The organism is Mucilaginibacter achroorhodeus (assembly GCF_007846095.1).
Taxonomy (GTDB): domain Bacteria; phylum Bacteroidota; class Bacteroidia; order Sphingobacteriales; family Sphingobacteriaceae; genus Mucilaginibacter; species Mucilaginibacter achroorhodeus.
In genome coordinates, this window is the sequence record NZ_VOEI01000001.1 from 1,027,044 (window position 1) to 1,051,004 (window position 23,961).

Annotated in this window: 21 protein-coding genes; 13 read left to right on the forward strand and 8 right to left on the reverse strand. The window is 44.5% G+C overall.

Features of this window, described 5'->3' with window-relative positions; genetic code table 11:
• Window positions 1-8: 8 nt before the first annotated feature.
• Entirely contained in the window at window positions 9-1,148 is a 1,140-nt protein-coding gene (locus FPZ42_RS04775; protein WP_146269330.1) for an acyl-CoA dehydrogenase, read from the reverse strand.
• 576 nt (window positions 1,149-1,724) lie between these two features.
• Between FPZ42_RS04775 and FPZ42_RS04780 the strand changes: the two genes are divergently transcribed.
• Window positions 1,725-3,776, forward strand: a complete 2,052-nt coding sequence (locus tag FPZ42_RS04780) for a M13 family metallopeptidase (RefSeq protein WP_146269331.1) — start codon at window positions 1,725-1,727, stop codon at window positions 3,774-3,776.
• Between the two features lie 37 nt (window positions 3,777-3,813).
• Here FPZ42_RS04780 and FPZ42_RS04785 read toward each other — a convergent pair whose 3' ends face one another.
• The 3 genes from FPZ42_RS04785 to fumC form a co-directional block, all read right to left on the reverse strand.
• A complete protein-coding gene (locus tag FPZ42_RS04785) occupies window positions 3,814-4,611 on the reverse strand; it encodes a S1/P1 nuclease (protein WP_146269332.1) in 798 nt (265 codons plus the stop codon).
• Between the two features lie 6 nt (window positions 4,612-4,617).
• Complete coding sequence (locus FPZ42_RS04790) at window positions 4,618-5,253, reverse strand: fumarate hydratase (protein WP_146269333.1); 636 nt, start codon at window positions 5,251-5,253, stop codon at window positions 4,618-4,620.
• A gap of 84 nt (window positions 5,254-5,337) precedes the next feature.
• The gene (gene fumC / locus FPZ42_RS04795; RefSeq protein WP_146269334.1) at window positions 5,338-6,735 is read right to left on the reverse strand and encodes a class II fumarate hydratase; all 1,398 of its coding nucleotides are present in this window, start codon (window positions 6,733-6,735) and stop codon (window positions 5,338-5,340) included.
• A gap of 288 nt (window positions 6,736-7,023) precedes the next feature.
• Here fumC and FPZ42_RS04800 point away from each other — a divergent pair, with 288 nt between their 5' ends.
• The 8 genes from FPZ42_RS04800 to prfH all read left to right on the forward strand — a co-directional run bounded on the left by FPZ42_RS04800 (window position 7,024) and on the right by prfH (window position 18,251).
• Complete coding sequence (locus FPZ42_RS04800; protein ID WP_146269335.1) at window positions 7,024-7,500, forward strand: hypothetical protein; 477 nt, start codon at window positions 7,024-7,026, stop codon at window positions 7,498-7,500.
• Window positions 7,501-7,614: 114 nt separating this feature from the next.
• On the forward strand, window positions 7,615-8,865 hold the full coding sequence (locus FPZ42_RS04805; protein ID WP_146269336.1) for a YdcF family protein: 1,251 nt from the start codon (window positions 7,615-7,617) through the stop codon (window positions 8,863-8,865).
• A gap of 9 nt (window positions 8,866-8,874) precedes the next feature.
• A complete protein-coding gene (locus tag FPZ42_RS04810; RefSeq protein ID WP_146269337.1) occupies window positions 8,875-9,750 on the forward strand; it encodes a hypothetical protein in 876 nt (291 codons plus the stop codon).
• A 295-nt stretch (window positions 9,751-10,045) separates the two neighbouring features.
• A complete protein-coding gene (locus tag FPZ42_RS04815; RefSeq protein ID WP_146269338.1) occupies window positions 10,046-13,324 on the forward strand; it encodes a SusC/RagA family TonB-linked outer membrane protein in 3,279 nt (1,092 codons plus the stop codon).
• A gap of 18 nt (window positions 13,325-13,342) precedes the next feature.
• The gene (locus tag FPZ42_RS04820; protein ID WP_146269339.1) at window positions 13,343-14,878 is read left to right on the forward strand and encodes a RagB/SusD family nutrient uptake outer membrane protein; all 1,536 of its coding nucleotides are present in this window, start codon (window positions 13,343-13,345) and stop codon (window positions 14,876-14,878) included.
• A 45-nt stretch (window positions 14,879-14,923) separates the two neighbouring features.
• Window positions 14,924-15,796: a glycerophosphodiester phosphodiesterase family protein gene (locus FPZ42_RS04825; protein WP_146269564.1), complete on the forward strand. Its 873-nt coding sequence runs from the start codon at window positions 14,924-14,926 to the stop codon at window positions 15,794-15,796.
• A 430-nt stretch (window positions 15,797-16,226) separates the two neighbouring features.
• Window positions 16,227-17,627: an RtcB family protein gene (locus tag FPZ42_RS04830; protein WP_146269340.1), complete on the forward strand. Its 1,401-nt coding sequence runs from the start codon at window positions 16,227-16,229 to the stop codon at window positions 17,625-17,627.
• A gap of 6 nt (window positions 17,628-17,633) precedes the next feature.
• Window positions 17,634-18,251, forward strand: a complete 618-nt coding sequence (gene prfH, locus FPZ42_RS04835) for a peptide chain release factor H (RefSeq protein ID WP_146269341.1) — start codon at window positions 17,634-17,636, stop codon at window positions 18,249-18,251.
• A gap of 9 nt (window positions 18,252-18,260) precedes the next feature.
• On the opposite strand, the gene FPZ42_RS04840 is transcribed toward prfH, so the two are convergent.
• The gene (locus tag FPZ42_RS04840; protein WP_261382221.1) at window positions 18,261-19,133 is read right to left on the reverse strand and encodes a glycerophosphodiester phosphodiesterase; all 873 of its coding nucleotides are present in this window, start codon (window positions 19,131-19,133) and stop codon (window positions 18,261-18,263) included.
• Window positions 19,134-19,277: 144 nt separating this feature from the next.
• Between FPZ42_RS04840 and FPZ42_RS04845 the strand changes: the two genes are divergently transcribed.
• From FPZ42_RS04845 to FPZ42_RS04855, 3 genes are all read left to right on the forward strand, one after another.
• Window positions 19,278-19,691, forward strand: coding sequence for a VOC family protein (locus FPZ42_RS04845; protein ID WP_146269342.1), 414 nt, complete (start codon window positions 19,278-19,280; stop codon window positions 19,689-19,691).
• 141 nt (window positions 19,692-19,832) lie between these two features.
• The gene (locus FPZ42_RS04850) at window positions 19,833-20,417 is read left to right on the forward strand and encodes a hypothetical protein (RefSeq protein ID WP_146269343.1); all 585 of its coding nucleotides are present in this window, start codon (window positions 19,833-19,835) and stop codon (window positions 20,415-20,417) included.
• 4 nt (window positions 20,418-20,421) lie between these two features.
• On the forward strand, window positions 20,422-20,877 hold the full coding sequence (locus FPZ42_RS04855; protein WP_146269344.1) for a DMT family transporter: 456 nt from the start codon (window positions 20,422-20,424) through the stop codon (window positions 20,875-20,877).
• A 25-nt stretch (window positions 20,878-20,902) separates the two neighbouring features.
• Here FPZ42_RS04855 and FPZ42_RS04860 read toward each other — a convergent pair whose 3' ends face one another.
• Window positions 20,903-21,271 (reverse strand): winged helix-turn-helix transcriptional regulator, encoded by a 369-nt coding sequence (locus FPZ42_RS04860; protein WP_255563255.1) that lies wholly within the window; start codon window positions 21,269-21,271, stop codon window positions 20,903-20,905.
• A 95-nt stretch (window positions 21,272-21,366) separates the two neighbouring features.
• Here FPZ42_RS04860 and FPZ42_RS04865 point away from each other — a divergent pair, with 95 nt between their 5' ends.
• Window positions 21,367-22,428, forward strand: coding sequence for an NADH:flavin oxidoreductase (locus FPZ42_RS04865; RefSeq protein ID WP_146269345.1), 1,062 nt, complete (start codon window positions 21,367-21,369; stop codon window positions 22,426-22,428).
• Between the two features lie 42 nt (window positions 22,429-22,470).
• Here the strand turns inward: FPZ42_RS04865 and FPZ42_RS04870 are convergent, their stop codons facing one another.
• Together FPZ42_RS04870 and FPZ42_RS04875 are read right to left on the reverse strand one after the other, a co-directional pair.
• Window positions 22,471-23,016, reverse strand: a complete 546-nt coding sequence (locus FPZ42_RS04870; RefSeq protein ID WP_146269346.1) for a hypothetical protein — start codon at window positions 23,014-23,016, stop codon at window positions 22,471-22,473.
• 102 nt (window positions 23,017-23,118) lie between these two features.
• Window positions 23,119-23,931: a glycoside hydrolase family 16 protein gene (locus tag FPZ42_RS04875; RefSeq protein WP_146269347.1), complete on the reverse strand. Its 813-nt coding sequence runs from the start codon at window positions 23,929-23,931 to the stop codon at window positions 23,119-23,121.
• Window positions 23,932-23,961 lie beyond the last annotated feature (30 nt).

The following is a 23,961-nucleotide window of genomic DNA, read 5'->3' on the forward strand; positions in this document are numbered from 1 at the left end:
CAGTTAAACTATTTCAACACTTCACGTGATATTACAATACGCTGAATTTCTGATGTACCCTCATATATCTGTGTGATCTTGGCATCGCGCATCAATCTTTCAACGTGGTATTCCTTAACATATCCGTATCCGCCATGTATCTGCACTGCCTCAACAGTAGTGCGCATCGCGGTTTCTGATGCAAATAATTTGGCCATTGCCGCGGCTTGTGCGTAGGGCTGGCCATTGTCTTTTAGCCATGCCGCACGGTGGCAAAGCAAACGGGCTGCATCTATCTCAGTGGCCATGTCTGCAAGTTTAAACTGAATGGCCTGGTGATCGGCAAGTGGCTTACCGAAAGATTGCCGCTCTTTCGCATACTGTACAGATAACTCGTAAGCACCTGCAGCAATACCCAGGGCTTGTGAAGCGATACCGATACGGCCACCTTCAAGAGTAGCCATCGCGAACTTAAAACCGAAGCCCTCTTCCCCTATACGGTTCTCTTTGGGGATCTTCACATCACTGAACATCAATGAATGTGTATCAGACCCACGGATGCCCATTTTATTTTCCTTGAGGCCAATGGTAAAGCCTTCCATACCTTTCTCTACTATCAGCGCATTTATACCGCGGTGTTTTTTGCTGGCATCGGTTTGTGCCATAACAATATAGGTAGAGGCCGAATTACCGTTAGTGATCCAGTTTTTGGTACCGTTAAGTAAATAATGGTCGCCCATATCAATAGCCGTAGTACGCTGCGATGTCGCATCAGAACCAGCCTCGGGTTCACTTAAGCAAAAAGCACCTATTACTTCGCCCGTTGCAAGCGGCACAAGGTATTTTTGTTTTTGTTCTTCGCTGCCATATTTCTCCAGGCCATAACAAACAAGAGAGTTGTTTACAGATATCACAACAGAGGCCGATGCATCAACCTTAGAAAGTTCCTCCATCACAAGCGAATAAGATATTGCATCCATGCCGCTGCCGCCGTATTGCGGCGATACCATCATACCCATAAACCCTAACTCACCAAGCTTTTTAATTTGTTCGGCAGGAAATTTCTGGTGCTCGTCGCGTTCTATAACGCCGGGTTTCAATTCGGTTTGTGCAAAATCACGCGCCGCCTGGCGTATCATTTTCTGTTCTTCGGTTAGTTCAAAATGCATATGTAAATATAGTGTTATGCATGCATAGCAAAAAGGTAAGCACAAAAAAAGAGAGCTCTTTTGAAGCTCCCTTTTCCCCTAATTAATTTAAACTATTGATTAAACCCAAAATAAAAGAACATATTCATCTCAACTTGGGCGCCTGAGAATTCAAAATAAAGCCCTTCAACTCAAAGAATTTTTCACAGGTAGATGAAATATTTTTCAAAGATGTATGCAGGACCGTTTAGCTTTTAACAAACACCAGGCCATAAAAACCTATGCAGGGCTTTGCTAACAGTAGCTATAAACACGATTGGTTATTCATTTTAGGAATACCGGGGTTTAAAAGTCTACCAAATAAATCGATTATCATTGAATACTAACCTGTTAAAGGGGTATTACCTGTTTAAACATAAATTGCTTAACTGTTGCGCGCTCAACTTTTAATGTGATGTTTTTTGAGTTAAAAAATTTTGTAGCTACTTTTAGCGAACCCTTGAGATGGACAAAAATCCTGAAAATTGGCGTCTATTTATTGAGACTTATCTATTATACCATACACTTGCTGTACCTATTTTAATACAAATTAAGAAAATGCCTATAAAATTGAACAGAAGTAAGCTTGCCGCCACGGCAGTTGCTTTGTTAGCGCTTAGCGCCTGCGATAACCAGCAAAAGGTTTACGAACAAAATGATGTTGTTATCCATAACATAGATAAAAGCGTAAAGCCTGGAGATGACTTTTTTAAATATGCGAATGGCACCTGGCTGAAGGAGCATCCGATACCTGCCGCTTATTCGGCCTGGAGCATCTTTAACATGGTACAGGAAGATCTGCGTAACAAGATGCGTAAGATAAACGAGGATGCCATGAAGGCCAATGCAGCCAAAGGCACCAACACGCAAAAAATAGGCGATTTCTATTACAGCGGTATGGATACTGCTACCATAGAGAAATTGGGCTTATCACCGTTGAAAGAGCAGCTCGCCAGGATAGACGCAATAAAAGATACCAAAAGCCTGGTTGATGCCTTCGCCACCTTACTTACCATAGGCGTAAACACGCCGATAGGCGCTTACGCCGGACAGGACGAGCGCAACAGTGAGAAGATGATGCTGCAGCTTTACCAAACCGGTATTGGGCTGCCCAACCGCGACTATTATTTAAAAAACGACGAGCACACCGCAGCAGTGCGTAATGATTACCAGCAAAAGCACCTTCCTGCGTTATTCAATTTCTTAGGTAATAACAACGAGGCGGCTAAAAAGGCAGCGCAGCAAACCTATGCTATAGAAAAGTTCCTGGCCGACAGCTCCAGGACTTTACAGGACCTGCGCGACCCTTACCATAACTATAACAAAATGCCGCTGGCCAGCTTAAGCAAATTATCTCCGCTGGTAGATTGGAAGGCAACCTTTGATAAAGCTTACTATGAGAAAGTGGATTCGGTTATCGTTGGCCAGCCGGAGTATCTGCGCGCTGTAAATGCTGCGCTTACCAAATTTAGCCTTGACGATTGGAAAAATTACCTTCGCAAAAACCTGCTTGAGGAATTTAGCCCTTACCTTAATAAGGCTGTTGCTGATGAGAACTTTCGTTTTTATGGCACTGTAATATCAGGCAAAAAAGAACAATTACCTCGCTGGAAACGCGTATTGGATGTTGAGGAAGCTGTTATGGGCGAAGTTTTAGGGCAGATATTTGTGAAAGAATATTTCCCGGAGAAAACTAAGAAGCGTTATGAGGAGATGGTTGAGGCGGTGCGTACTTCGTTTAAAGATCACATTGATAAACTCGACTGGATGAGCCCTGCTACAAAAAAACGCGCTTATGAGAAGCTGGCCAAAGTTTATCCAAAAGTAGGCTATCCTGATCACTGGCGCAATTACTCGGGCCTTGAGATAGATAAGCACAAGTACGTGCAAAACATCATGAACAGCGCACAGTTTGACCGCAAGTTTAACGCGAGCAAACTGGGCAAACCTGTTGACCGTACAGAATGGGGCATGACTCCGCAAACCTACAACGCTTATTACAACCCATCTAATAACGAGATAGTGCTGCCGGCAGCCATATTTACGATACCGGGCACTGCCGACGATAAAATTGATGATGCGGTGGTTTACGGCTACGGCGCTGCATCAACCATTGGCCACGAGATAACCCACGGCTTTGACGATGAAGGCCGTCAGTTTGATGAAAAAGGAAACCTTAAACCTTGGTGGACACCGCAGGACTCCGCCAAATTTGCAACACGTGCCGATATGCTGGTGAAACAGTTTAACGGCTATAAGGTGAACGACCTGCATGTGAACGGCAAGGCAACCCTCGGCGAAAACATTGCCGACCTGGGCGGTATAGTCATCGGCCTTGATGCTTTTAAAAAGACCAAACAATACAAAGAAGGCAAAACCATTAATGGCTTAACACCGGTACAGCGTTACTTTTTAGGTTATGCCTTGGGCTGGTTAGGCCACAGCCGCAAAGAAACCCTATCAAACCAGATACTTACGGATGTGCATTCGCCAAACTTCTTGCGGGTGAATGGCCCGTTCAGCGATGTGCCTGAGTTTTACGAAGCGTTTGGTGTAAAGAAAGGCGACAAAATGTGGATAGACCCGGATAAACGGGTGAAGATCTGGTAGCAACAAAAAAGGAGAGCCGTTTAGCTCTCCTTTTTTGTTATCCGAATATCTGGTTAAGTAACCCGGCAAGCCTTACGCCGCCTTTAACCAATTGCTCGTTAAGCGTACCTATGTAATCGAAATTGTAACGGTAAACGTTCACCTTGTCGCCATCTTTTACACCTGCGTAAATTTTTGCTGCCAGGTGGTTTGATTCTAAAATCCATTGGCTCAGTGGTGCCTTCTGCCACTCGTTGCGTTGTGCGAGGGTGGTGTGGTTTATCCATGCAACATATTCTGTATAGCTCAATTGCTGAAAATCTATCAGCTGGCTATCCCATATCGAGTGCAGGTTGGTTGGGTTGTTAAACCAAGTTAGTTTTATGTCGTTACCGCCTTTATCAGCAAAATGGCCGGTATGCATAGGCTGGTGTATATCCTCAACAATATGGATAACCATGCGCAAAGCAAGCAGCCTGTCTGCTTTACTGGTAGTTTTCTTTTTCAGTTCGGCTACAAGGTAATTGATCTTTGTGTAGGCATCAGCTGTAGTATCGTTCTTTAAATGCTCCTGCAATTCAGAATTGGTCATTTCCTTTTCCAAGTTGATGAAGTGCCAGTTATACAGGTAGCCGTATTTGGGGTCTGATTTGATAAAATCCGCCCAGTTGCTGGTAATGGCGATAGATTCGTTACCTAAGATGGCCTGTATGGCTTTACGGGCTTTTGGTGTTAGGTAGCTATCGGCAATTTGTCCGCAAATACGGTGGCCGTTAGTTCCCCAGGCCATAGCTTGCGCCGGCAGGTATAACAAAGCCAGGCCTAAAGCAATACGTTTTATTAAATTAAGTTTCATTTATTTTTATAGTTGTTTTGGGATGCAAGTACTTCTTTTTATCAGCTTCAGATCAATAGGCAACACGCCGGATGTTGGACTAAGTTGAACTAACGAATCTGCTTTTTTCGTCACCTTAAAATATTCTTCGTAAACGCCTGATCGCAAACAGCCAGATGGGTCTTTGTAGCTGTAATCTGCATTACAGAAAATGCCGCGTACGTGCAGGGTATCATTCTTTTGCTCGTAAACACCTTTGGCGTATTCTGTCCAATGGCCGCTTTTGGTACAACTATCTGCACCGGCGTTGGCCTTGCTGAAGGTATTTATCCGCACAAAAAACGAATCACAGTTAAACTTAAGGTTATATAAAGAATAATTAACCAACTGTTGCTGCATTGTTACACTGTCCTGCTTCCACTCACCCTGCAGGTAGGCTTGCCCCGGCGTTTGTGTATCGGGGTTAAATTTGCAGGCAGATGTTAGTACGGTGAAAGGTAAAAGGTAAAGGGCTAAAGGTTTTAGAACGCAAGCGAACAGTCCGTCGCCCTTAGCTTTTTGCGGGGTAGCGCGTTGGCCCGGCCCGTGATGGTTCGACAGGCTCACCATGACATTCCTGATGAAGGTTAAAGCCGAAAGGTAAAAGGCGGAAGGCTTTTTCATAAACCGTATTCTGATAATTCAAAAGCCTCTTCCGTAAAAGGGAAGAGGCCAAAAATTCTACTCCCCCTTCAGGGAGGCGGGGGGCTATTTTAAGCTACCAATCATATTTTCAGGGCGTACCCATTGGTCAAACTGCTCGTTGGTCAATAAGCCAAGGCCAATGGCGGCCTCGCGTAATGATGTGCCTTCTTTAAGGGCAGTCTTGGCAATTTTAGCAGCATTATCGTACCCAATATGCGGGTTAAGTGCCGTAACCAGCATCAAAGAATTTTCAAGGTGTTTTTTAATACCCTCGTAATTCGGCTCAATCCCTGCAGCACAATGATCTGTAAACGACACACATGCATCGCCAATTAAGCGTGCAGATTGCAGGAAGTTTGCAGCCATTACCGGCTTAAACACGTTTAGCTCATAATGACCGTTTGAGCCGCCAATAGAGATAGCCACATCGTTACCCATTACCTGGGCAGCAACCATCGTAACAGCTTCGTTTTGGGTTGGGTTTACCTTACCCGGCATAATAGATGAGCCCGGTTCGTTATCCGGAATATGGATCTCGCCGATACCGGAACGCGGACCAGATGCCAGCATACGGATATCGTTGGCAATCTTCATTAACGATACTGCAATTTGCTTTAAAGCGCCGTGGCTTTCTACAATGGCATCATGCGCAGCCAATGCTTCAAATTTATTTTCAGCAGTAATAAATGGCAGGTTAGTGAACTTTGCAATGTACTCAGCCACTTTAACATCATAGCCTTGCGGTGTGTTAATACCGGTACCTACCGCAGTACCACCCAAAGCCAATTCGCTAAGGTGATCCAAAGTGTTGCGTAAAGCTTTAAGGCCATGGTTAAGTTGAGATACATAACCTGAAAATTCCTGGCCCAGTGTAAGCGGCGTTGCATCCATCAGGTGGGTACGGCCTATCTTAACCACGTTTTTAAAAGCTTCCGCTTTTGCATGTAAGGTATCACGTAATTTCTCAACCCCCGGAATGGTTACATCCATCAATATCTTATATGCAGCAATGTGCATAGCAGTTGGGTATGTATCGTTTGATGATTGTGATTTGTTCACGTCATCATTTGGGTGAATAAAGGTTTTGCCCTCGCCCAATTTGTTGCCTTGCAGCACATGTGCACGGTTGGCTACCACCTCGTTAACGTTCATGTTTGATTGTGTGCCCGAACCTGTTTGCCAGATCACCAGCGGAAACTCCGCGTCTAAAGCACCGGTTAATATCTCATCACAAACCTGGCCTATCAGGTCGCGCTTTTCGGCAGGCAATACGCCCAGGTCAGTATTGGTGTAAGCTGCTGCTTTTTTCAGGTAAGCAAAGGCTTCTATAATTTCCTTCGGCATGGAAGCTTCCGGTCCAATTTTAAAGTTGTTACGAGAACGCTCTGTTTGCGCACCCCAATATTTATCGGCCGGCACCTGTACCGCGCCCATGGTATCATGTTCGGTTCTGAAACTCATAACGATAGTATGTTTTAGGGCAGCAAATTTAGTTTTTTATGCCGAGGATGCTAAAGGTTAAGGGTAATCTTTTTGTTAAGGTGTAAAGGAAATCTACAGCTTATCTTTGCGAGAGGACATTTAAAATATTTCATGGCGAGGAGTACCGACGGCTATAGGGACTACGGGGCATCTCACAGGAAGATCAAGCGTGTCTGCAGCGTTGAGATTACCGCTCAATTGCCCGTAGTGACATGTTGAATAATATTTTATATTTATCAATGCAGAATTATTACGAAATTTGTAAGGATGACTGATCTGAATGAGTTTGAATGTGAAATGCTTGATGCCCTGCTGGAAGCCTTTGGCGTTCCGGACAGCCTTACCCGCGACCAGGTGATGATCCTTTTTGACGGGGATGAAGCCGCTGCATTTTCCATGATACAGATATTGCTGCGCGAAGAGTTGATCAAAGTCACCGGAGAACACGGCCCTTATGATATTCCTCAAAAGGTGATATTGAAACCCAAGGGCGAGAAACTCATCAAATCGGGAGGTTTCCTGGCGCTGTACCGAAAAGAGCAGCAAAAGCCTGTTGAAGTTGGGGGTACATTAGCAAAATTGCAGCAGCAAAACATGCGCTTGCAAAACCTCAAGTTATCAAACGAGTCGCAAATACGCGATCTGCAGAAAAAGGCAGATCAATCCAAACTTACACTCTACATCAGCTGGGCAGCCATTGCAGTTGCGCTTATCATTGGTTTTCTGTTGGGTAAGTTTTTGTAATTTCCTCTTCCCCTTTTTAATATCCGTAACATCTGTATTACATAATACGATAGTAATGCGGCAGTAACAATTATTTAACTGCGCCCGGGTTATTTTGTCATAATTCTTTATCCTGTGAAAAAGATCTTTCTCATTGTTTCGCTTTTTTTTATTGCTAACGCTACCCATGCGCAGTTTTATGGCGCTGTAGCCGGTTATAAACTGGTTGACGGCGGCAGCTGGGTAAAATCAAAAAACTATTATCTGCTAACGCTGATAGAAAATGACAAGCAAGCTAAGGCGATTCTTACCTCCGATAAAGAGCTTGCCACCCTTGCCAAAGCAAAAACAGATGCGTTAAAGAACGGCATGAAAACTTGTAAAGACGGACTTTGCCTGCCTGCCACACTCAAGTTCAGTAACGAAGAAATAGACCTGGTAAGCCGACGCTTAGGTGCGCTGTACAAAACCGGTAATGCTTTGGACAGGCTGGTAAAGCAACATCTCATTCCATCTGGCTGCTATAACCTTTATAAAGATGAAACGCCGGCAAACCTTTTAATAAAGGCCTGGCAGCAAGACGCCTCGGCTATTAATTTCACTATTGCTGTGTACGCCGAGGGTAAAAAGCCCAATTATCCGCAGATAGATTCCATCAGCTTTGATGTGAATAAAAAAAGCTACTATACTTTGATGTACGATGCGGCAACAGAAGTTGCTGACGCCGTTAAACCAGCCGATGTATTTTTTGCTGCACCCCTGCACGCTGCACTTACTTACCTGGAAATAAACGAACGCAACAATGCCGGCTTCTATGAGCCTATGGCAGCGGGTTTAAACAAGCCTGCCGTTCAAAAAGTAAAAACAGTAAAATGGGCGGCCTACCCTTACAGCCATATATTGGTGCCGGGTGCAGGTCCGGATAATTTGACTACCCCGCTGAGTGGCGAGGGTATGTTACGCTGCCGCTTTGCTGCGCGGGAGTACTTTGCAGGTAAGGCTCCCTTTGTAGTAGTATCAGGCGGAAGCGTGCATCCTTTTAAAACCAAAAACAACGAAGCAGTTGAGATGCGCCACTACATGATCAACACGCTCCACCTGCCTGCCAGCGCGGTTATTATTGATCCACATGCCCGCCACACAACCACCAACCTGCGTAATGATGCCCGTTTGGTTTTCAGGTACGGCATGCCTTTCAGTAAGCCGGGGCTTATTATAACCGACAAATACCAGAACGATTTTATAGAGAAAATGGATAAGCGCTGTATACAGGAGCTGAAATATCTGCCTTACAAATTGGGCAGGCGCTTATCTGAAACCTCACTTGAATTTTATCCATCCATCAGCTCGCTGCAAATTGATGCCGATGAACCTTTGGATCCATAAAATATTATTATGAAATTTAAACTTGCTGCAGCCGCATTGCTTGTCGCCGGGTTATCAAGCGCCTTTATCATAAAAGGTATTGATACAACTATCATCCGGGAAACTACCGTAGATTCATTAGGGGCATGCCAGGGGGCATCAAACCAAAATGGTCGTATTTTCTTATACGGAGACCGAGAGGTAGGCATGATACGCGAGTTTAAATGGGAAAAAGATAGCCTGAGATATATCAACAAGGAATATAAACTTACCCAAAACGGACAGGACGTTATTGGCCACCCTACGGGAATAGCTTATAATGGCAGCGACAAAGTTTTCATAGGCAACTCTATCCGGTTAAATAAAGAAGGTACGCAGTGGAAAGCTGTGATATACCTCGTAAACTGGCCCGGTTTGCAAAAGACCGGCACGCTGGATGGCAATCTCATCAGCACTATTGAAGATGATGCTTGCATACAGGGGACCCGCCCGGAATATGTGAAATATAACAACAAATGGTATGTAGCCACCGCCGACTACGGCAACAAAGGCAACGAGGTGCGTTTGTATGACCCTGAAAAACTTGCCCGTTGCACCAAAACATCTGAGCCGGGCGTGCTGTACAAAAAATTCACTTGCTCGCCATGGGTACAAAACCTGCATTGGGTTGCAAAAAAGGGTATTCTGATATTAACACAAAACCAGATAGAAGGCCGCAAATGGCGCTTAACCTATGTGGATCTTAAAAAGTCTGTAGATACAGGTACCATGCAGGTTATCAAACAGATTGACATTGATAGCCGCCAGGATGAACTTGAAGGCTTCACTTTTATTGATGGGAGCAAAGGTATTGCAGTAACATCCTCCCGCAAAAACAACGTTAATTACACCAACACGAGTTGGTAAACACCCTTTTTCTTAACAGAAAATTAATCTATTAGCGCTGTTTTGTTAAGACAGCGGCGGTAGCTTTGTTGCCATTATAGCAACAGCACACCCCTTCGTTTGCTATTTCAGCTAACTCTTTGTTTACTTATTCCAAAATTGTTAAACACATTGCCTATGTAACACTTCTTCTAACCGTATTAATCACAGGCTATAAAACACAAAAACCGGAGTTGCGCCAACAATTGTCCGGTTCAAGTGATCACTTGCCAATCAACTTACACTACAAGTCTTTTAACAATTAATAATTAAATGTATGCAAAAAAAGATTACTGTCAATCTTTTGAAGCAGGCATTTGCCGGTATAACCGTAGTTATGCTGATGATGTTTGCTATACCCGCTTTTGCCATAAAGGCATCCACTAAAACCCCGGCTTTTGAAACCATAACCGGTACCGTGTTAGACGAAACTAACCAGCCCTTGCCGGGCGTTACCGTAAAAGTAAAAAATACCACCATTGCCACCAGCACTGATGCGCAGGGACGTTTCTCTATTAATGCTGATAGAGGTGCTGTGCTTGTTTTCAGCTTTATCGGTTACATCAACCAGGAAGTTACTTATGATGGCAAGGCACTACGCATTAAACTTGCCCCGCAGGCTAACATGCTTAACGAGGTTGTTGCTATTGGTTACCAAACCATGCGCAAGAGTGATGTTACGGGTGCTATATCCAGCGTAAAAGCAAGCGAGCTTAACCTTGCTGCACCAACGCTTGGCCAGGCCCTGGTGGGTAAAGTTGCCGGCGTGCAGGTAGCACAAACCAGCGGCGCACCTTACCAAACCACCAAAATACGTGTAAGAGGTGTGGGGTCATTCAACGCCAGTTCAGATCCATTATACGTTATTGACGGATACCCTGCCAATAATGATGTTTACATCAACCCCGAAGATGTTGAATCTATAGACATATTGAAGGATGCTGCGTCTGCCGCTATATATGGTTCAAGAGCTGCAGGCGGTGTAGTGATCATTACTACCAAACGCGGTAAGGCAGGTCAAAGCAAATTTGAATACGATGTTCAGGTGGGCAGCGATCAGCTTGCTAAAAAAGTAAAGCTGCTTAACTCAGACCAGTTTGCCCAATTGGTTATTGATGGCCGAAACAATGCTTACAAAGACCTTTGGCAGAATACAGGCCACGTTTGGAACGATGCCATGTACTCTGATGTTAATGCTACCCGGGTAGCCAATGTTGGTAATGCCGGTAGCGTGCAGATCCCTACTTACATTTACGATTTCCCAACGCAATCGCTTATCCACCAAACCGTAAATACCGATTGGCAGGATGAGTTGTATCGCAATACGCTTTTCCAGAAACATACCTTAGCATTCTCCGGCGGTACAAACGCAACCCGTTATTATGTTAGCGGCGCTTACCAGAACCAGCCGGGTATCATTGTAGCATCAGGCCAGGAGCGTTATAACTTCCGTTCTAATATAGAATCTGACATTAACAAAAGATTGCACGTTACAGCAAACGTATCGTACACGCAAAACTATAACCGCGAAACCCAGGAAGGCCGTTTTGACCATGGCCCTATCCTTGGTGCGCTTATTTATATGCCTTACTTCCCGGCTTATAATGCAGATGGCTCTTTGGCTACTAACAGGGCCGCGGCAGAATCATCAGCTTATGGTTATCAAAGCATAGAAAACCCGGTTGCTTTGGCAACCCGCACGAAAATAAGCAGGAAAGGCTACCGCACAAACGTGAACGCAGCTGCAAGCTATAAAATTATAGATGCGCTTACCTTTAAGGCCAACCTGGGTACCAATACCTACAACGAAAAATACGATTACTATTTGCCAACCACGCTTAGCAGCGGCGCAAACCCTCCGGGATCGCCACAGGCAATTGCTGCAGCAACTGCAACAGCTCAAACCACAACCATTAACGACCAACTGGCCGAGTTTACCTTAAACTATAACAAACAGTTTGGCAAACACAGGATAGATGCATTGGCAGGTTATACCATCCAAAAAACTACCGGTGATGTTTTGAGTGTAACTGCAAAAGGCTTCCAAAACGATAACGTGCCTGAGATAACAGGTAAGGGTGCTGATGCTGCTTTCTTTACACTTAACAACAATACCGGTAAATCAACAACTACGCTGTTATCATATTTTAGCCGCGTCGCTTATAACTATGCCGGTAAATATTTCCTAACCGGTTCATTCAGGGCTGATGGCTCGGCGCGTTTTGGTACCAATAACAAGTATGGTTACTTCCCATCAGTAGCAGCCGGTTGGACGCTTTCTGAGGAAGATTTTTATAACAATTTGTTAGGCGAACAATCTACCGTAAAATTGCGGGCGAGCTGGGGTTTAAGCGGCAACTACAATATCCCTAACTATGCTTACCTGCAAACGTTATCAAACCCTACCGGTGTAGTATTTGGTTCACCTGGTTCTGTTGCTTCAGCAACTTACCCTAACGGCTTAACAGACCCTAACCTTAGCTGGGAATCTACCTCTCAGTACAACTTTGGGGCCGAGTTTGGATTGCTAAAGGGCCGTTTATCGGTGATTGCTAACTACTATTTAAGTAAGTCGTACAACCTTTTATACTACCAGCCAATCTCTGCCATATCAGGCGCTACTACTATCCTTACCAATTTAAAGAATGGTGAGATACGTAACACCGGTTTAGATCTCCAATTGGACGGTCGTTTGATAAGCAGCCAGGACTTCAACCTGAATTTAAGCGGTAACATATCTATAAACCGCAACAAAGTAACCAAGCTTAGCGGCGGAAACACCATTATCATTAATGGTGCAGAACGCTCTTACTTAACCAACATTACCCAGCAAGGGCAGCCTGTTGGTATGTTCTACGGCTTTAAAGTAGCCGGCATGGTTACGCCTGAGAACATCAACAAAGTTGCGCCATCAGCATCACAATCAAACCCGCTGCACGTTGGCGATCTTTATTTCCAGGACACTAATGGCGATGGCGTGGTTAACGACGCTGATAAAACGGTTATTGGTAACCCTTACCCAAATTTCACGTACGGCTTCGCGCTTAATACTTCTTACAAAAAGTTTGACCTGAGTGCATCATTCAACGGCTCACAAGGCAATAAGGTGTTGGATGGACAAGATTACTATCTGTACAATATGGAAGGATCCGGCAACCAGTACGCCGATGTTGCACAGCGTTACCGCAATGCTGCTAACCCTGGTGATGGTACGGTTTACCGTGCATCACGCGCAGGTACGCAAAGTAACAGTACCCGTTTATCAACCTTTTATCTGCAGGACGGATCGTTCCTGCGTTGTAACAACATCACCGTTGGTTACACCCTGCCAAAGAACATTGCCGGCAAAATTGGCATGAGCAACTTAAGGATTTATAGCTCCGTAGTTAACGCCTTTACCATTACCAAATACAAAGGCTACAACCCTGAGGTTGACTACAACTTTAGCAGCGGTGCATCAAACAACACCCAGCCACCAAACCTTGCGCCGGGTATTGATTATGGTGTTTACCCGCTTGTGCGCTCATACAACCTTGGCTTAAGGGCTTCATTCTAATTTTAAATGATAACAGAAATGAAAAAGAATATTATCATATCCATGAGCGCAGCCCTATTGGCCCTGTCTATGCCCTCATGTAAAAAAGATTTCCTGGATCAAAAAAATCCAAACGCTATAGAACTTGATGAGAGTTTCCGCTCTCCGTCTGATGTTCTTTCAGCAGTGAATGGTATTTATCAATCACTGCGCAGCAGTAACAATATTGGAGAGAACAGCGGCTTGTGGACCGACGAGCGTTCTGATGACACCGGCCGAAATGACAACCAGTCTAACGCTGGCGAGCCTTTCCAGTTTGGCGATTTCTCTATCCTGCCAAGTAATACTTACCTTAAAAGCCACTGGGTGTCAATTTACGGCACTATCTCTCGTGCTAACGTTGTACTAAGCAACATTGACCAGGTAACTTTTAGCGATCCGGCGCAAAAGCAACAATATATTGCCGAGGCGAAGTTTTTAAGAGCGGTAATGTATTTCCACCTGGTTCGCATGTGGGGTGATGTTCCGTTGGTTACCAAACAACTGAGTTATGCAGACGTTCCGGCAAATACTTTCCGCGAGAAAGAAGCCAAAGTTTATGACCAGATTGTTGCCGATCTTAAGGATGCACTGAATAGCAACCTGCCCGATCTGCAATCAGGCACCGGCCTGGGCCGCGCTTCTAAAGCCGCCATCAATGCAACACTGGGACAAGTGTACCTCACCATGGCAACCACCCAGGACCAGGCAAACCGTGCCACAAATCTTAATAACGCAAAAAACTATCTGCTTGCAGCTTATAACGTGCGCAAGTTTGGCGCGCTTACTACCATCCCTTATGCAGATGTTTTTGATGTTACCAAAAAGGCAACTAACCAGGAGATCATCTGGCAAATAGTTAATAAACAGGGAGACCCTACTTATAGCTCTTCAATTGCAGCTAACAACCAGGCTAAGGGAGAAAACATCAACTCGTTGGTAACGTCGTCAGGTGTAGGCGGTAACGTAACGCCGGATCTGATCAAAGATTACGAAGCTAACGACCCGCGTATGGCATTCTCTGTAAAGTTTGCAAATGACCCTATTGTTAAGGATTACTTCATCACCAAATTCAGAGATGCAAGTCCAGGCGCTTCAAACCTTGGCTATGGCGGTAACGACTGGATATTGATACGCTATGCCGATGTGATACTGATGCTTGCCGAAGTAAGCAATTACCTGGGCGATACAGGAGGTGCTATCAGCTACCTGAACATGGTACGCGTACGTGCAGGCATGCCGGATTACGCTACATCGCTAAACAACGCTACGTATGCTTCAAAGTATCCTAACCTGCGTTTGGCTATCCTGCACGAGCGCCGCGTTGAGCTTGCTTTTGAGCATCACCGCTGGTTTGATCTTTTACGCACGTTTAGTACTGATGAATTGGTTGCCTTCTTTAAATCAAAAAGTCAGGCTAATTTTGGCATAGCCAAGCTGGCTAACTTTAGTACCAAAGACAGATATTTCCCAATTCCGTTTGACGAGTACAAGTTGAACCCGGATAAAATGTACCAAAACCCGGGTTATAAATAATATATTCAGGGGGATTACAAGTCCCCCTTTTTAATTTTACAAATGATGAAATTTAAACTGGCCCTTCTAACTTTATGCCTCGCGTCAGTCCAAACATTTGCACAAAACAAAGTATTAGTAACTGCCCACCGGGGCGATTGGCGCAATAACCCCGAAAACTCTTTACGCGGTTTTGTATCTGCCGCAGCAATGGGGGTTGATATTGTAGAACTGGATCTTAACCTTACCGAAGACGGCGTACTGGTAATTATGCACGATCAAACTATTGACCGTACCACCAACGGAAAAGGCAAACCATCTGACTATACTTTGGAGGAGATCAAAAAATTCGGACTTAAGAACGGTCTCGGCCGTGTTACACGAAACACCATTCCTACATTTAAGGAAGTAATGCTGGCCTTAAAAGGTAAGCCTGTGAGGGTTAATCTTGATAAAAGTTATGCCTACTATCGCGAAGCTTACGCTGTGCTTAAAGAAACAGGTACACTTAAACAGGCTATCTTTAAGGCCGAGGTAACCTACCCTATACTTAAAGCACGGTATGGAACACTTATAGATAGTATAGTTTATATGCCGGTTGTAAACTTAGATAAACCGGATGCCCGCATGGTGATCAACGAATACCTGAAGAACATGAAACCCTGGGCTTTTGAAATGAACTTTAAAAGCGATACTTCATCAATCTTAAAGGATAATAGATTTATCACGCAGACCGGCGCAAAGGTTTGGCTAAACTCGCTTTGGGCGTCACTTAACGCAGGGCACGATGATGACCTTGCCGTTGAAGAAGGCAATACCAAAGACAGCTGGGATTGGTTATTGGCACATGGCGCAACCGTGCTGCAAACAGACCGGCCAAAAGAGCTGATGCAGCACCTTTATCAATTGCATCTGCATAAGAAACCATCGGTTAATTAATATTGAAAAAGACCTGCCCTACATGGCAGGTCTTTTTTATTTTCTCTTGCCTCACAATTATTTATATATTTGCAGCCAATTCCTTATTAAGTAACCCTTTAAATATCGAGGAATCATGACAGAGCAAGTTTACATATCGCCCCTTTCGCTCATTGCCTAAACAGGCAGGTCAATCCCTTTTTACTATATTTTATTTAGATAATTGAACAGATGCCGGGTTCGCCTGTGCTTTGTTTTGCCTGCCTGCTATAACTGATCGTTTGAGCACTCACGAAAGGGTATATCCTTACTAAAAGGATGAAAGGAAGCCAAAGATCAAATCAAGAGAATTTTAACACCTGGTGGATCAGAAAGTAATCATCTTTATGGTTGCAGTATCCATCGGGCCTTAACATTACAGGGCTTTTAGCCCGCAATTTTTATACGCCAAATGGGCAATTTAAGAACAAAAGATCTAAGTAAAATAGGCTATCATGATAACCAGCTGCGCAGCCTGGTAATTGGGGTGGCATCTAAAAACTTTAAACATCATAGCCGGCAGGAATTGTTAGAACTGCTGGTAAACATTAAGAATGATCCGGAAACTTATCTGGATAATGAATTGACTGGCAGGATAGCCGAAAAGATCATCGGCAAAACAGATGCACCTGCGTTTAAAGCTTATGATTTAAAAACCGAACCCGTATTCTGCAAAACGTACGGCAGCAAACACATAGAAGCATCGGCCAAAAAACAGATGGATCTTGCGGTGCATCTACCCGTAAGTGTGCAAGGTGCCTTAATGCCCGATGCGCACATGGGCTTTGGCTTGCCCATTGGTGGGGTACTTGCCACAGCCAATGCGGTGATTCCCTATGCTGTTGGTATGGATATTGGCTGCCGCATGGCGCTTACCATTGCGGATGAGAATGACGGCTTTTTGCAGCGTTATGATTACCAGATAAAACAGGCATTGAAATACCACACCCATTTTGGTATGGAAGGTGGATTGGACATCCGGCAAGAACATGAAGTGTTGGACCATCATCTATTTAACGAGATACCGCTGCTTAGGCCGTTGCGCAGCAAAGCTGTGCGCCAGTTAGGAACATCCGGCAACGGAAACCACTTTGTGGAGTTTGGTGAAATTGAACTGTTAGCCGGTAACACATTAGGCCTACCCGCCAAAAAGTACACTGCATTGTTAAGTCATTCCGGCAGCCGCGGTTTAGGATCATCTATTGCAAGGCATTATACGCAAGTTGCCATGAACACCTGCAAACTGCCCCGGCAAGCGCAGCAATTAGCTTGGCTGGACCTTGACACCGAAGCCGGACAGGAATACTGGCTAACCATGAGCCTTGCAGGCGACTATGCTAAAGCCTGCCACGAACGGATACATGCCAACCTGTTAAAAGCGCTTGGCCTGAAAGCGCTGCATGTTGTTGAGAACCATCACAACTTTGCCTGGAAAGACAAGCTGGTTGACGGAAGCGAGGTTATCATCCATCGCAAAGGTGCCACGCCCGCACACGCTGGCGAACTTGGTATTATACCGGGCAGCATGACAACGCCGGCCTATTTAGTAAATGGCAAAGGCAAGGCCGACTCTTTGTATTCAGCATCGCACGGCGCGGGCAGGACAATGAGCAGGCAGGCAGCAAAAGACAGCATGACGGTTTCTGCAATGAAGAAGCTGCTGAATAACGCAGGTGTAACCTTAATTGGCGGCACGGTTGAAGAAAACCCAACGGCCTATAAAAATATAGATGCCGTTATTGCTGCCCAGGATGACCTGGTTGATATACAGGGCAAGTTTTTCCCGAGGGTAGTAAGAATGAACAAGGAGTAATAAAGTATGGAAAAGATGATCATACAAATTACATCAGGCAAGGGCCCGGCAGAATGTTGCCGGGTTGTTGCCCTTGTGCAGCAACTGATGCTTAAACAAGGCCAATTAAAGGGCATTGACCTGGAAGTATTGGAAAACAAACCTGCAGAAATTAAAGGCACCATGTTATCTGCCACCATGCTTGCATCCGGGCACAATCTTATTGAGTTTATAAAGGAGTGGGAAGGTACTATTCTTTGGATAGGAGAAAGCCCTTTTCGCAAATTTCATAAACGCAAGAATTGGTTTGTTGGCATTGCGGCTTTTAATATCACCCAATTATCAAAGTGGAATGCTAACGATGTAAAGTTTGAAACTACGCGCGCATCAGGCCCGGGCGGGCAAAATGTTAATAAGGTAGAATCGGCGGTGCGCGGCACGCACTTACCCACAGGTTTGCAGGTATTGGCAATGGACAGCCGCTCTCAATTGGAGAATAAAAAACTGTGCCTGGTGCGCTTGGAGCAAAAGTTAATGGTTTCCCAAACGGAAAAGCTCATGGCAGCGCAACAAAGCCAATGGATGCAGCATAATTTGCTGGAACGCGGCAACCCGGTTAAAACCATAAACGCACCGCTTATGTAATGTTGTTTTTTACAGCCTGTCGGGATAGTCGGATATAATGCCGTCAACGCCCAGGGCTTTTATGTTGGCAATGTCATCTGCGTTGTTAACCGTCCAGGGTAAAACCTTAATGCCTAATGTGTGGCATTCATCAACCATCTCCTTGTCCAGCATTTTAAAATCGGGGCTGTAGATGGTTGGTTTAAAACTTAAGCTTGAAAGATTTTCTTTCAGGCTTTTTTTGTTTGACACCAGCCACGCTGTAGGCACTTTAGGATATTGTTTGTGTACTATTTCCAGCGTGCGCGGATCAAACGATTGGATAATTACTCTATCCAATATGGCTTTCTTGATAATAACGGCCATCAACAGGTCTACAAACTCCTGAGGAGCCGGGTGTTCAACATTGTCGCCTTTAGGCGATGTTTTGGTTTCAATATTATAATATGGTGGCTTGGCGCCCTTTTGTTTTGCATAGGCCTCAACACTGTCTATCAGATCGGCCAATGCCGGGATATGTTCCTTTATCTTTTTTTGCTGCGGAAAAAGTGGGTAAAACTTGCTGCCCACATCAAATTTCCTGATCTCGGCGTAAGGCATTCCATAAAGCCTGTATGATCTTGCTTCCTGATTAGTGATGGTATCGCCATTAGGTTTAAGGCTAAAGCGCGGATTGATAAACTGGTCGTGCGATACGATGGGTAGCTTTTCCTTGCTGAAAGATATATCCATCTCAAGCGTAACGCCCAGATCAACAGCATTTTTCATGGACGATATGGTGTTTTCAGGCATTAATCCTCTGCCGCCACGATGTCCTTCTTTGTCAAAAGAGGTTTGCCCATGTACTACAAAAAAAGTAGTTATTGCTACCCATAACATCGAAAATACCCTTGATAGCTTCATATCTATTGTAAATCTCCAAATATAGCGCATACCAGTAAATAGCATGTTCAATTTAGTTTGCCTTTTTGTTAACCATAGTCTTTACTGCTGACATAGGGTTGTCATCACCAGGTGTGAATTTTGGACTAACAAATAACAACAACCATGAATTTTGCATCAGTAAGAATTATTACCGGGGATATTGAGCCGTTGGTTAAATTTTATGAAGACATAACAGGCTGCACGGTAGTTATGTACACACCCGATTTCGCGGAACTGCAAACATCTTCAGGTACCTTAGCCATTGGCAGCATTAACACGTTAGCGCTATTTGGAGGCCAACATATAGCGGAACCAGCCAGCAACCGTTCTGTGATCATCGAATTTCTTGTTGAGGATGTGGACAAGCGATATGAGGAGATCTCAGCTGTTATCGACAACACGCTGGTACAGGCGCCCACCACTATGCCATGGGGTAACCGCTCCCTTTTGTTTCGCGACCCGGATAGCAACCTTGTAAATCTGTTTACGCCGGTAACGCCACAAGCAAGGCAAAAATTCGGCTTATCAGCAATTTAAACGGCAGCTTTTCTGCGAAGTATTTAGCTTTTGATCAGGTCATCCGGTACTGTTCAATGGATATTAATTTTTCTTCATTTAAGCTAACCGCTACAACTAAAATCAGCCGTATGGAGTTAAGTGTTTAAAAAGCATTTAATTATGGAACTATTAGAAAAACAAGAAACAGAAGTTAGCGGAGTTGTAAAAAAATATCTGTCAAATAAACACGGAGACGTTGATGCCTTTGAGATACAAACAGACGAAAAAGCCATTAAAATAAATTTTCCTCCGCATACGGCTAAAACCATTAAAACCAATGCGGTGGAAGGTACGTTTGCCACCGTTGTTTATCAATCTGAAACAAAAAAAGATGAACCCGCGGGTGACAAAAAAGCCAAACTTAAACTGGTATCCATAAGCGGCATACCCACCGGTGAACTGGTTATAAAGGATCTTAAACCTCAGAAATCTGCAGATGAGCCAGTGACCGAAACACTTACTTTAACAGAATATGAGCTGCTTAAAGGTAAAAAGGGTGAACTGACAGGCATCAAACACGGCAATAAGCTCTTCCATGTACATAAAGAAGACCAGGAATTAAGCGATATAATAAAACCTGGAGCGGAATTGGAAATCACCGCCGTGAAAAGAATGGATGATGGTTTTGTAAATGAGCATAACGACGAAGTTTTTCACATTAAAAAACTTAGCACAAACGGCTTAGAATATAAATCCAAAAAGTAGCCCAATGGAGAATAATAATCAAATATGGCTTTATCCCTTAATCATAGTTGCAGGCGCCTTGCAAGCCTGGGGGCCGCCTATGAACGGGGCGCTGCAGAAATCGTTAAGTAACCCCTGGCTGGCAAGTGTTGTTTCATTTTTGCCGGTGTTGGCGCTACTAACCTGCGTATTTCTTTGTTTGCCAAGGCCACTGCCATCCGGCGAAGGCGTGATGACCATGCCATGGTGGGCACCGCTGGGCGGATTAATAGGCTCTGTTGCAGTTATAGTGGGGTTAATGTTTGTGCAAAAAGTTGGCGCAGGCACCTTGGCAGGGCTTACTATAACAGCCAACATCATCATGTCGCTCTTTATAGATAAATACGGCATGTTTGGCATTCAGCAACATCCGCTAAGTTTAGGCAGGATGGCCGGAGGGGCGCTTATGGTAGCCGGGATATATTTGATATCTAAATTTTAAAAGCCTTGTTTGATGGCTGGGATTCTTAACAGTTTAAGAGTACGTCTTCATCATGCTCCGGATGAGGTAGTTCCTCGCCAAAATACCTGGCGTTCCATTGCGCTATTTGCCTTAGGATAGGCAATAAAGCCTGGCCGCGCTCAGTTAGCCCATACTCTACCCGCGGAGGAAGTTCTTTATATTCCTCCCGGGTAATTATGCCATCCGCCTCTAATTCCTGCAGTGTGGTGGTAAGCACCTTGCGTGATATGATGTGTATGCTGGCGGCTATCTGCCCAAAACGCGCCTTACGCTCTCGTAATACCCAGATCACTATCGGTTTCCACTTTGTTCCCAAAATAGCCATTGACCGCTGCATGTTGCAATTGCTGTATTTCAGATTCTGAGCTTGCATAATTACGTTAGTTACCTATTGGTTACTACTAATAACCAATATTAGTTACAAATATAAACCAAAGTAATTTACTTTGCATCATCAAATTTTTAAATATGAATTACGAAGCATTTTTTTCGCCATTTAATTATAAAAGCCTCCACTTACGAAACCGTTTTGTGATGGCACCTATGACACGTGTACAATCGCCGGATGGCGTTCCCACAGAGCAAGTTGCGGAATACTATGGCCGCCGTGCCGGTGCTGATGTTGGGCTTATCGTTACTGAGGGAACAACCATTGATCGTCCGTCATCGAAGAATCAAAAGGACATTCCCGATTTCCATGGTAATGCAGCGCTACAGAACTGGAAGAACATTGCAGATACTGTTCATGCAAACGGCGGTGCTATAGCGCCACAGATATGGCACGTTGGCAATACACCTTACGGATGGCAGCCGCCGGCACCTTTTGAAGGCCCGGAAACCATGTCGTTAAATGATATCCGGGATACTATTGAGGCATTCGGCAAGGCTGCAAAGTCCGCAAAAGAAATAGGCTTTGACGCTATTGAGATACATGGTGCACATGGCTATTTAATAGACCAGTTCTTTTGGGATAAAACCAATAACCGTACTGATGAATACGGCGGCAAAACCCTTAAAGAGCGTACCCGCTTTGGGGTTGAGGTTGTAAAAGCTATCCGTGCTGCCATTGGCGAAGAGATGGCTATCATACTAAGATTATCGCAATGGAAAGGCATAGACTTTAATGCAAAAATGGCTCATAACCCGGCAGAATTGGAAAGTTGGGTACAGCCGCTTGCGGATGCAGGTGTTGACATTTTCCATGCATCACAACGACGTTATTGGGAACCTGAGTTTGATGGATCTGACCTTAACTTTGCCGGTTGGATCAAAAAACTTACCGGTGCACCAACTATAACGGTAGGTTCTGTTGGTTTAAATGCAGATGTTACGAGCTTTTTTGCCGGAGGTGCCGGAGCAGAGAGCGCTGGTTTTGAAGAATTACTCCGCAGGTTTGAGCGTGGTGATTTTGACCTGATAGCCGTTGGCCGCCAATTGTTACAAGACCCGGAATGGGTGAAAAAACTAAAAGAAGGCCGGTTAGATGAGATCAGTGCCTTTAAACCGGAAAGTGCCGGAACCTATTACTAAAAATAAAATCCTGCACAAATTGTGCAGGATTTTATTTTACGGTTATTTTAAAAATTCATACACCAACGGCGAGTTCATGATCTCCGGTACACCATCGCCTGTAACAGTTACTTTCTTATTCCCGAATATATCTGTAGATGATTCGGCTTTTGACAAAAGCCGGCCGCGGCCATCATTAATGGTTACCGATTTATTGCCAAAGATATCGGTAGACCTCTTGATGGTTGCAACAACATTTCCACCATCGGTAATTTTGCTGGTTACATCACCAAAAATGTCGGTAAAGTTTTCGATGCTATACAAAGTTCGCCCGTATCCATTGGTTACTTTTAATTGCTTGTCGCCGAAGATATCTTTGCTTTCAGTAATTTCCTGAACGGTGCGGTACATGTCGTCTTTTGTAGTTCTAACCCGGTTACCAAAAATATCGCGATGGATAGTTGTTTCCTGGATAACCCTTAAAGCTGGACCACGTACAGTTTCTACAGTATCGCCAAATATGTTTACACTGCGTTCGATAGAGTAGGATTGCGCTGATGCCGAACCGGCAAAAATGACTAGTAATAGGATGAGGTAAGGTAATTTCATGATGTTCAGATTTTAGGTGATAGGTTTGACCGGCTGTTCCGTTTTCGGTTTAAACCTGATGAAATTAAATGTCTTGGATCCTTACCAAGGCTATATACGTAACTATTGATACACCCTCACAAAATCCACTTCCATAGTACCTTCGGTAATGGCAGGATCAACCTCGCCACCGAAGTTACCGCCCATGGCTACGTTCATGATCAGGAAAAACTTATCATTAAATGGTAAGGAAGGATCGTTGACGAAAGTGTGATAAACCTTTCCATCCACCGCAAATTTTAGTTTGTTTTTATTCCAATCCAGGCTGTAAACGTGAAAATCGGTTGAAGCGGTTGGCTCCATGGTAGTTTTACCAACGCCGTTAGCACCAGAGTGGCCCGAGTAATGCAGGGTGGCAAATATCTTGTTCTGCTGGTTGCCTACGTGTTCCATCACGTCTATCTCGCCACATGCAGGCCATTGTTTAATATCTATATTACTACCCAACGCCCAAAGCGCAGGCCATGTACCACGACCTGAAGGCAGCTTGGCCCTGAACTCAAGACGGCCGTATGTAAAATCGAACTTCCCTTTAGTGAGCAACCTTGCCGATGTGTAATTAAACCCTTTATAGGCTTCTTTCTTCAGCATTATTTTCAGCTTGCCATCCGCAACAATAACATTTTCGGGTCGATTGGTATAGTACTCCAGCTCGTTGTTGCCCCATCCATCAATGTTACCTATATCATATCCCCATTTGGTAGGATCAGGCGCACCGGGTTTGTCAAATTCATCTGCCCATATAAGCGTTTGTTTACTCGCAACGCTATCATTTGCGTTTTTTGACACATCTGATCTGCTGCTGTAATTTGATTTACTGCAGCTTGCAAGCAATGCAACAACAGCAATGCCCGCAATGGCAATTGATCTTCTCATGAACTTGTAGCTTAAAGAGGTTTACTTAAC

Bases quoted from the DNA above. Each gene is read 5' to 3' on its own strand.
- FPZ42_RS04865 (WP_146269345.1), top strand. From the start codon at position 21,367: ATGAATTACGAAGCATTTTTTTCGCCATTTAATTATAAAAGCCTCCAC.
- FPZ42_RS04875 (WP_146269347.1), bottom strand. From the start codon at position 23,931: ATGAGAAGATCAATTGCCATTGCGGGCATTGCTGTTGTTGCATTGCTT.
- FPZ42_RS04830 (WP_146269340.1), top strand. From the start codon at position 16,227: ATGGGCAATTTAAGAACAAAAGATCTAAGTAAAATAGGCTATCATGAT.
- FPZ42_RS04785 (WP_146269332.1), bottom strand. From the start codon at position 4,611: ATGAAACTTAATTTAATAAAACGTATTGCTTTAGGCCTGGCTTTGTTA.
- FPZ42_RS04860 (WP_255563255.1), bottom strand. From the start codon at position 21,271: ATGCAAGCTCAGAATCTGAAATACAGCAATTGCAACATGCAGCGGTCA.
- FPZ42_RS04820 (WP_146269339.1), top strand. From the start codon at position 13,343: ATGAAAAAGAATATTATCATATCCATGAGCGCAGCCCTATTGGCCCTG.
- FPZ42_RS04855 (WP_146269344.1), top strand. From the start codon at position 20,422: ATGGAGAATAATAATCAAATATGGCTTTATCCCTTAATCATAGTTGCA.
- FPZ42_RS04790 (WP_146269333.1), bottom strand. From the start codon at position 5,253: ATGAAAAAGCCTTCCGCCTTTTACCTTTCGGCTTTAACCTTCATCAGG.
- FPZ42_RS04840 (WP_261382221.1), bottom strand. From the start codon at position 19,133: ATGAAGCTATCAAGGGTATTTTCGATGTTATGGGTAGCAATAACTACT.
- FPZ42_RS04800 (WP_146269335.1), top strand. From the start codon at position 7,024: ATGACTGATCTGAATGAGTTTGAATGTGAAATGCTTGATGCCCTGCTG.
- FPZ42_RS04775 (WP_146269330.1), bottom strand. From the start codon at position 1,148: ATGCATTTTGAACTAACCGAAGAACAGAAAATGATACGCCAGGCGGCG.
- FPZ42_RS04780 (WP_146269331.1), top strand. From the start codon at position 1,725: ATGCCTATAAAATTGAACAGAAGTAAGCTTGCCGCCACGGCAGTTGCT.
- FPZ42_RS04850 (WP_146269343.1), top strand. From the start codon at position 19,833: ATGGAACTATTAGAAAAACAAGAAACAGAAGTTAGCGGAGTTGTAAAA.
- prfH (WP_146269341.1), top strand. From the start codon at position 17,634: ATGGAAAAGATGATCATACAAATTACATCAGGCAAGGGCCCGGCAGAA.
- fumC (WP_146269334.1), bottom strand. From the start codon at position 6,735: ATGAGTTTCAGAACCGAACATGATACCATGGGCGCGGTACAGGTGCCG.
- FPZ42_RS04810 (WP_146269337.1), top strand. From the start codon at position 8,875: ATGAAATTTAAACTTGCTGCAGCCGCATTGCTTGTCGCCGGGTTATCA.
- FPZ42_RS04825 (WP_146269564.1), top strand. From the start codon at position 14,924: ATGAAATTTAAACTGGCCCTTCTAACTTTATGCCTCGCGTCAGTCCAA.
- FPZ42_RS04845 (WP_146269342.1), top strand. From the start codon at position 19,278: ATGAATTTTGCATCAGTAAGAATTATTACCGGGGATATTGAGCCGTTG.
- FPZ42_RS04870 (WP_146269346.1), bottom strand. From the start codon at position 23,016: ATGAAATTACCTTACCTCATCCTATTACTAGTCATTTTTGCCGGTTCG.
- FPZ42_RS04815 (WP_146269338.1), top strand. From the start codon at position 10,046: ATGCAAAAAAAGATTACTGTCAATCTTTTGAAGCAGGCATTTGCCGGT.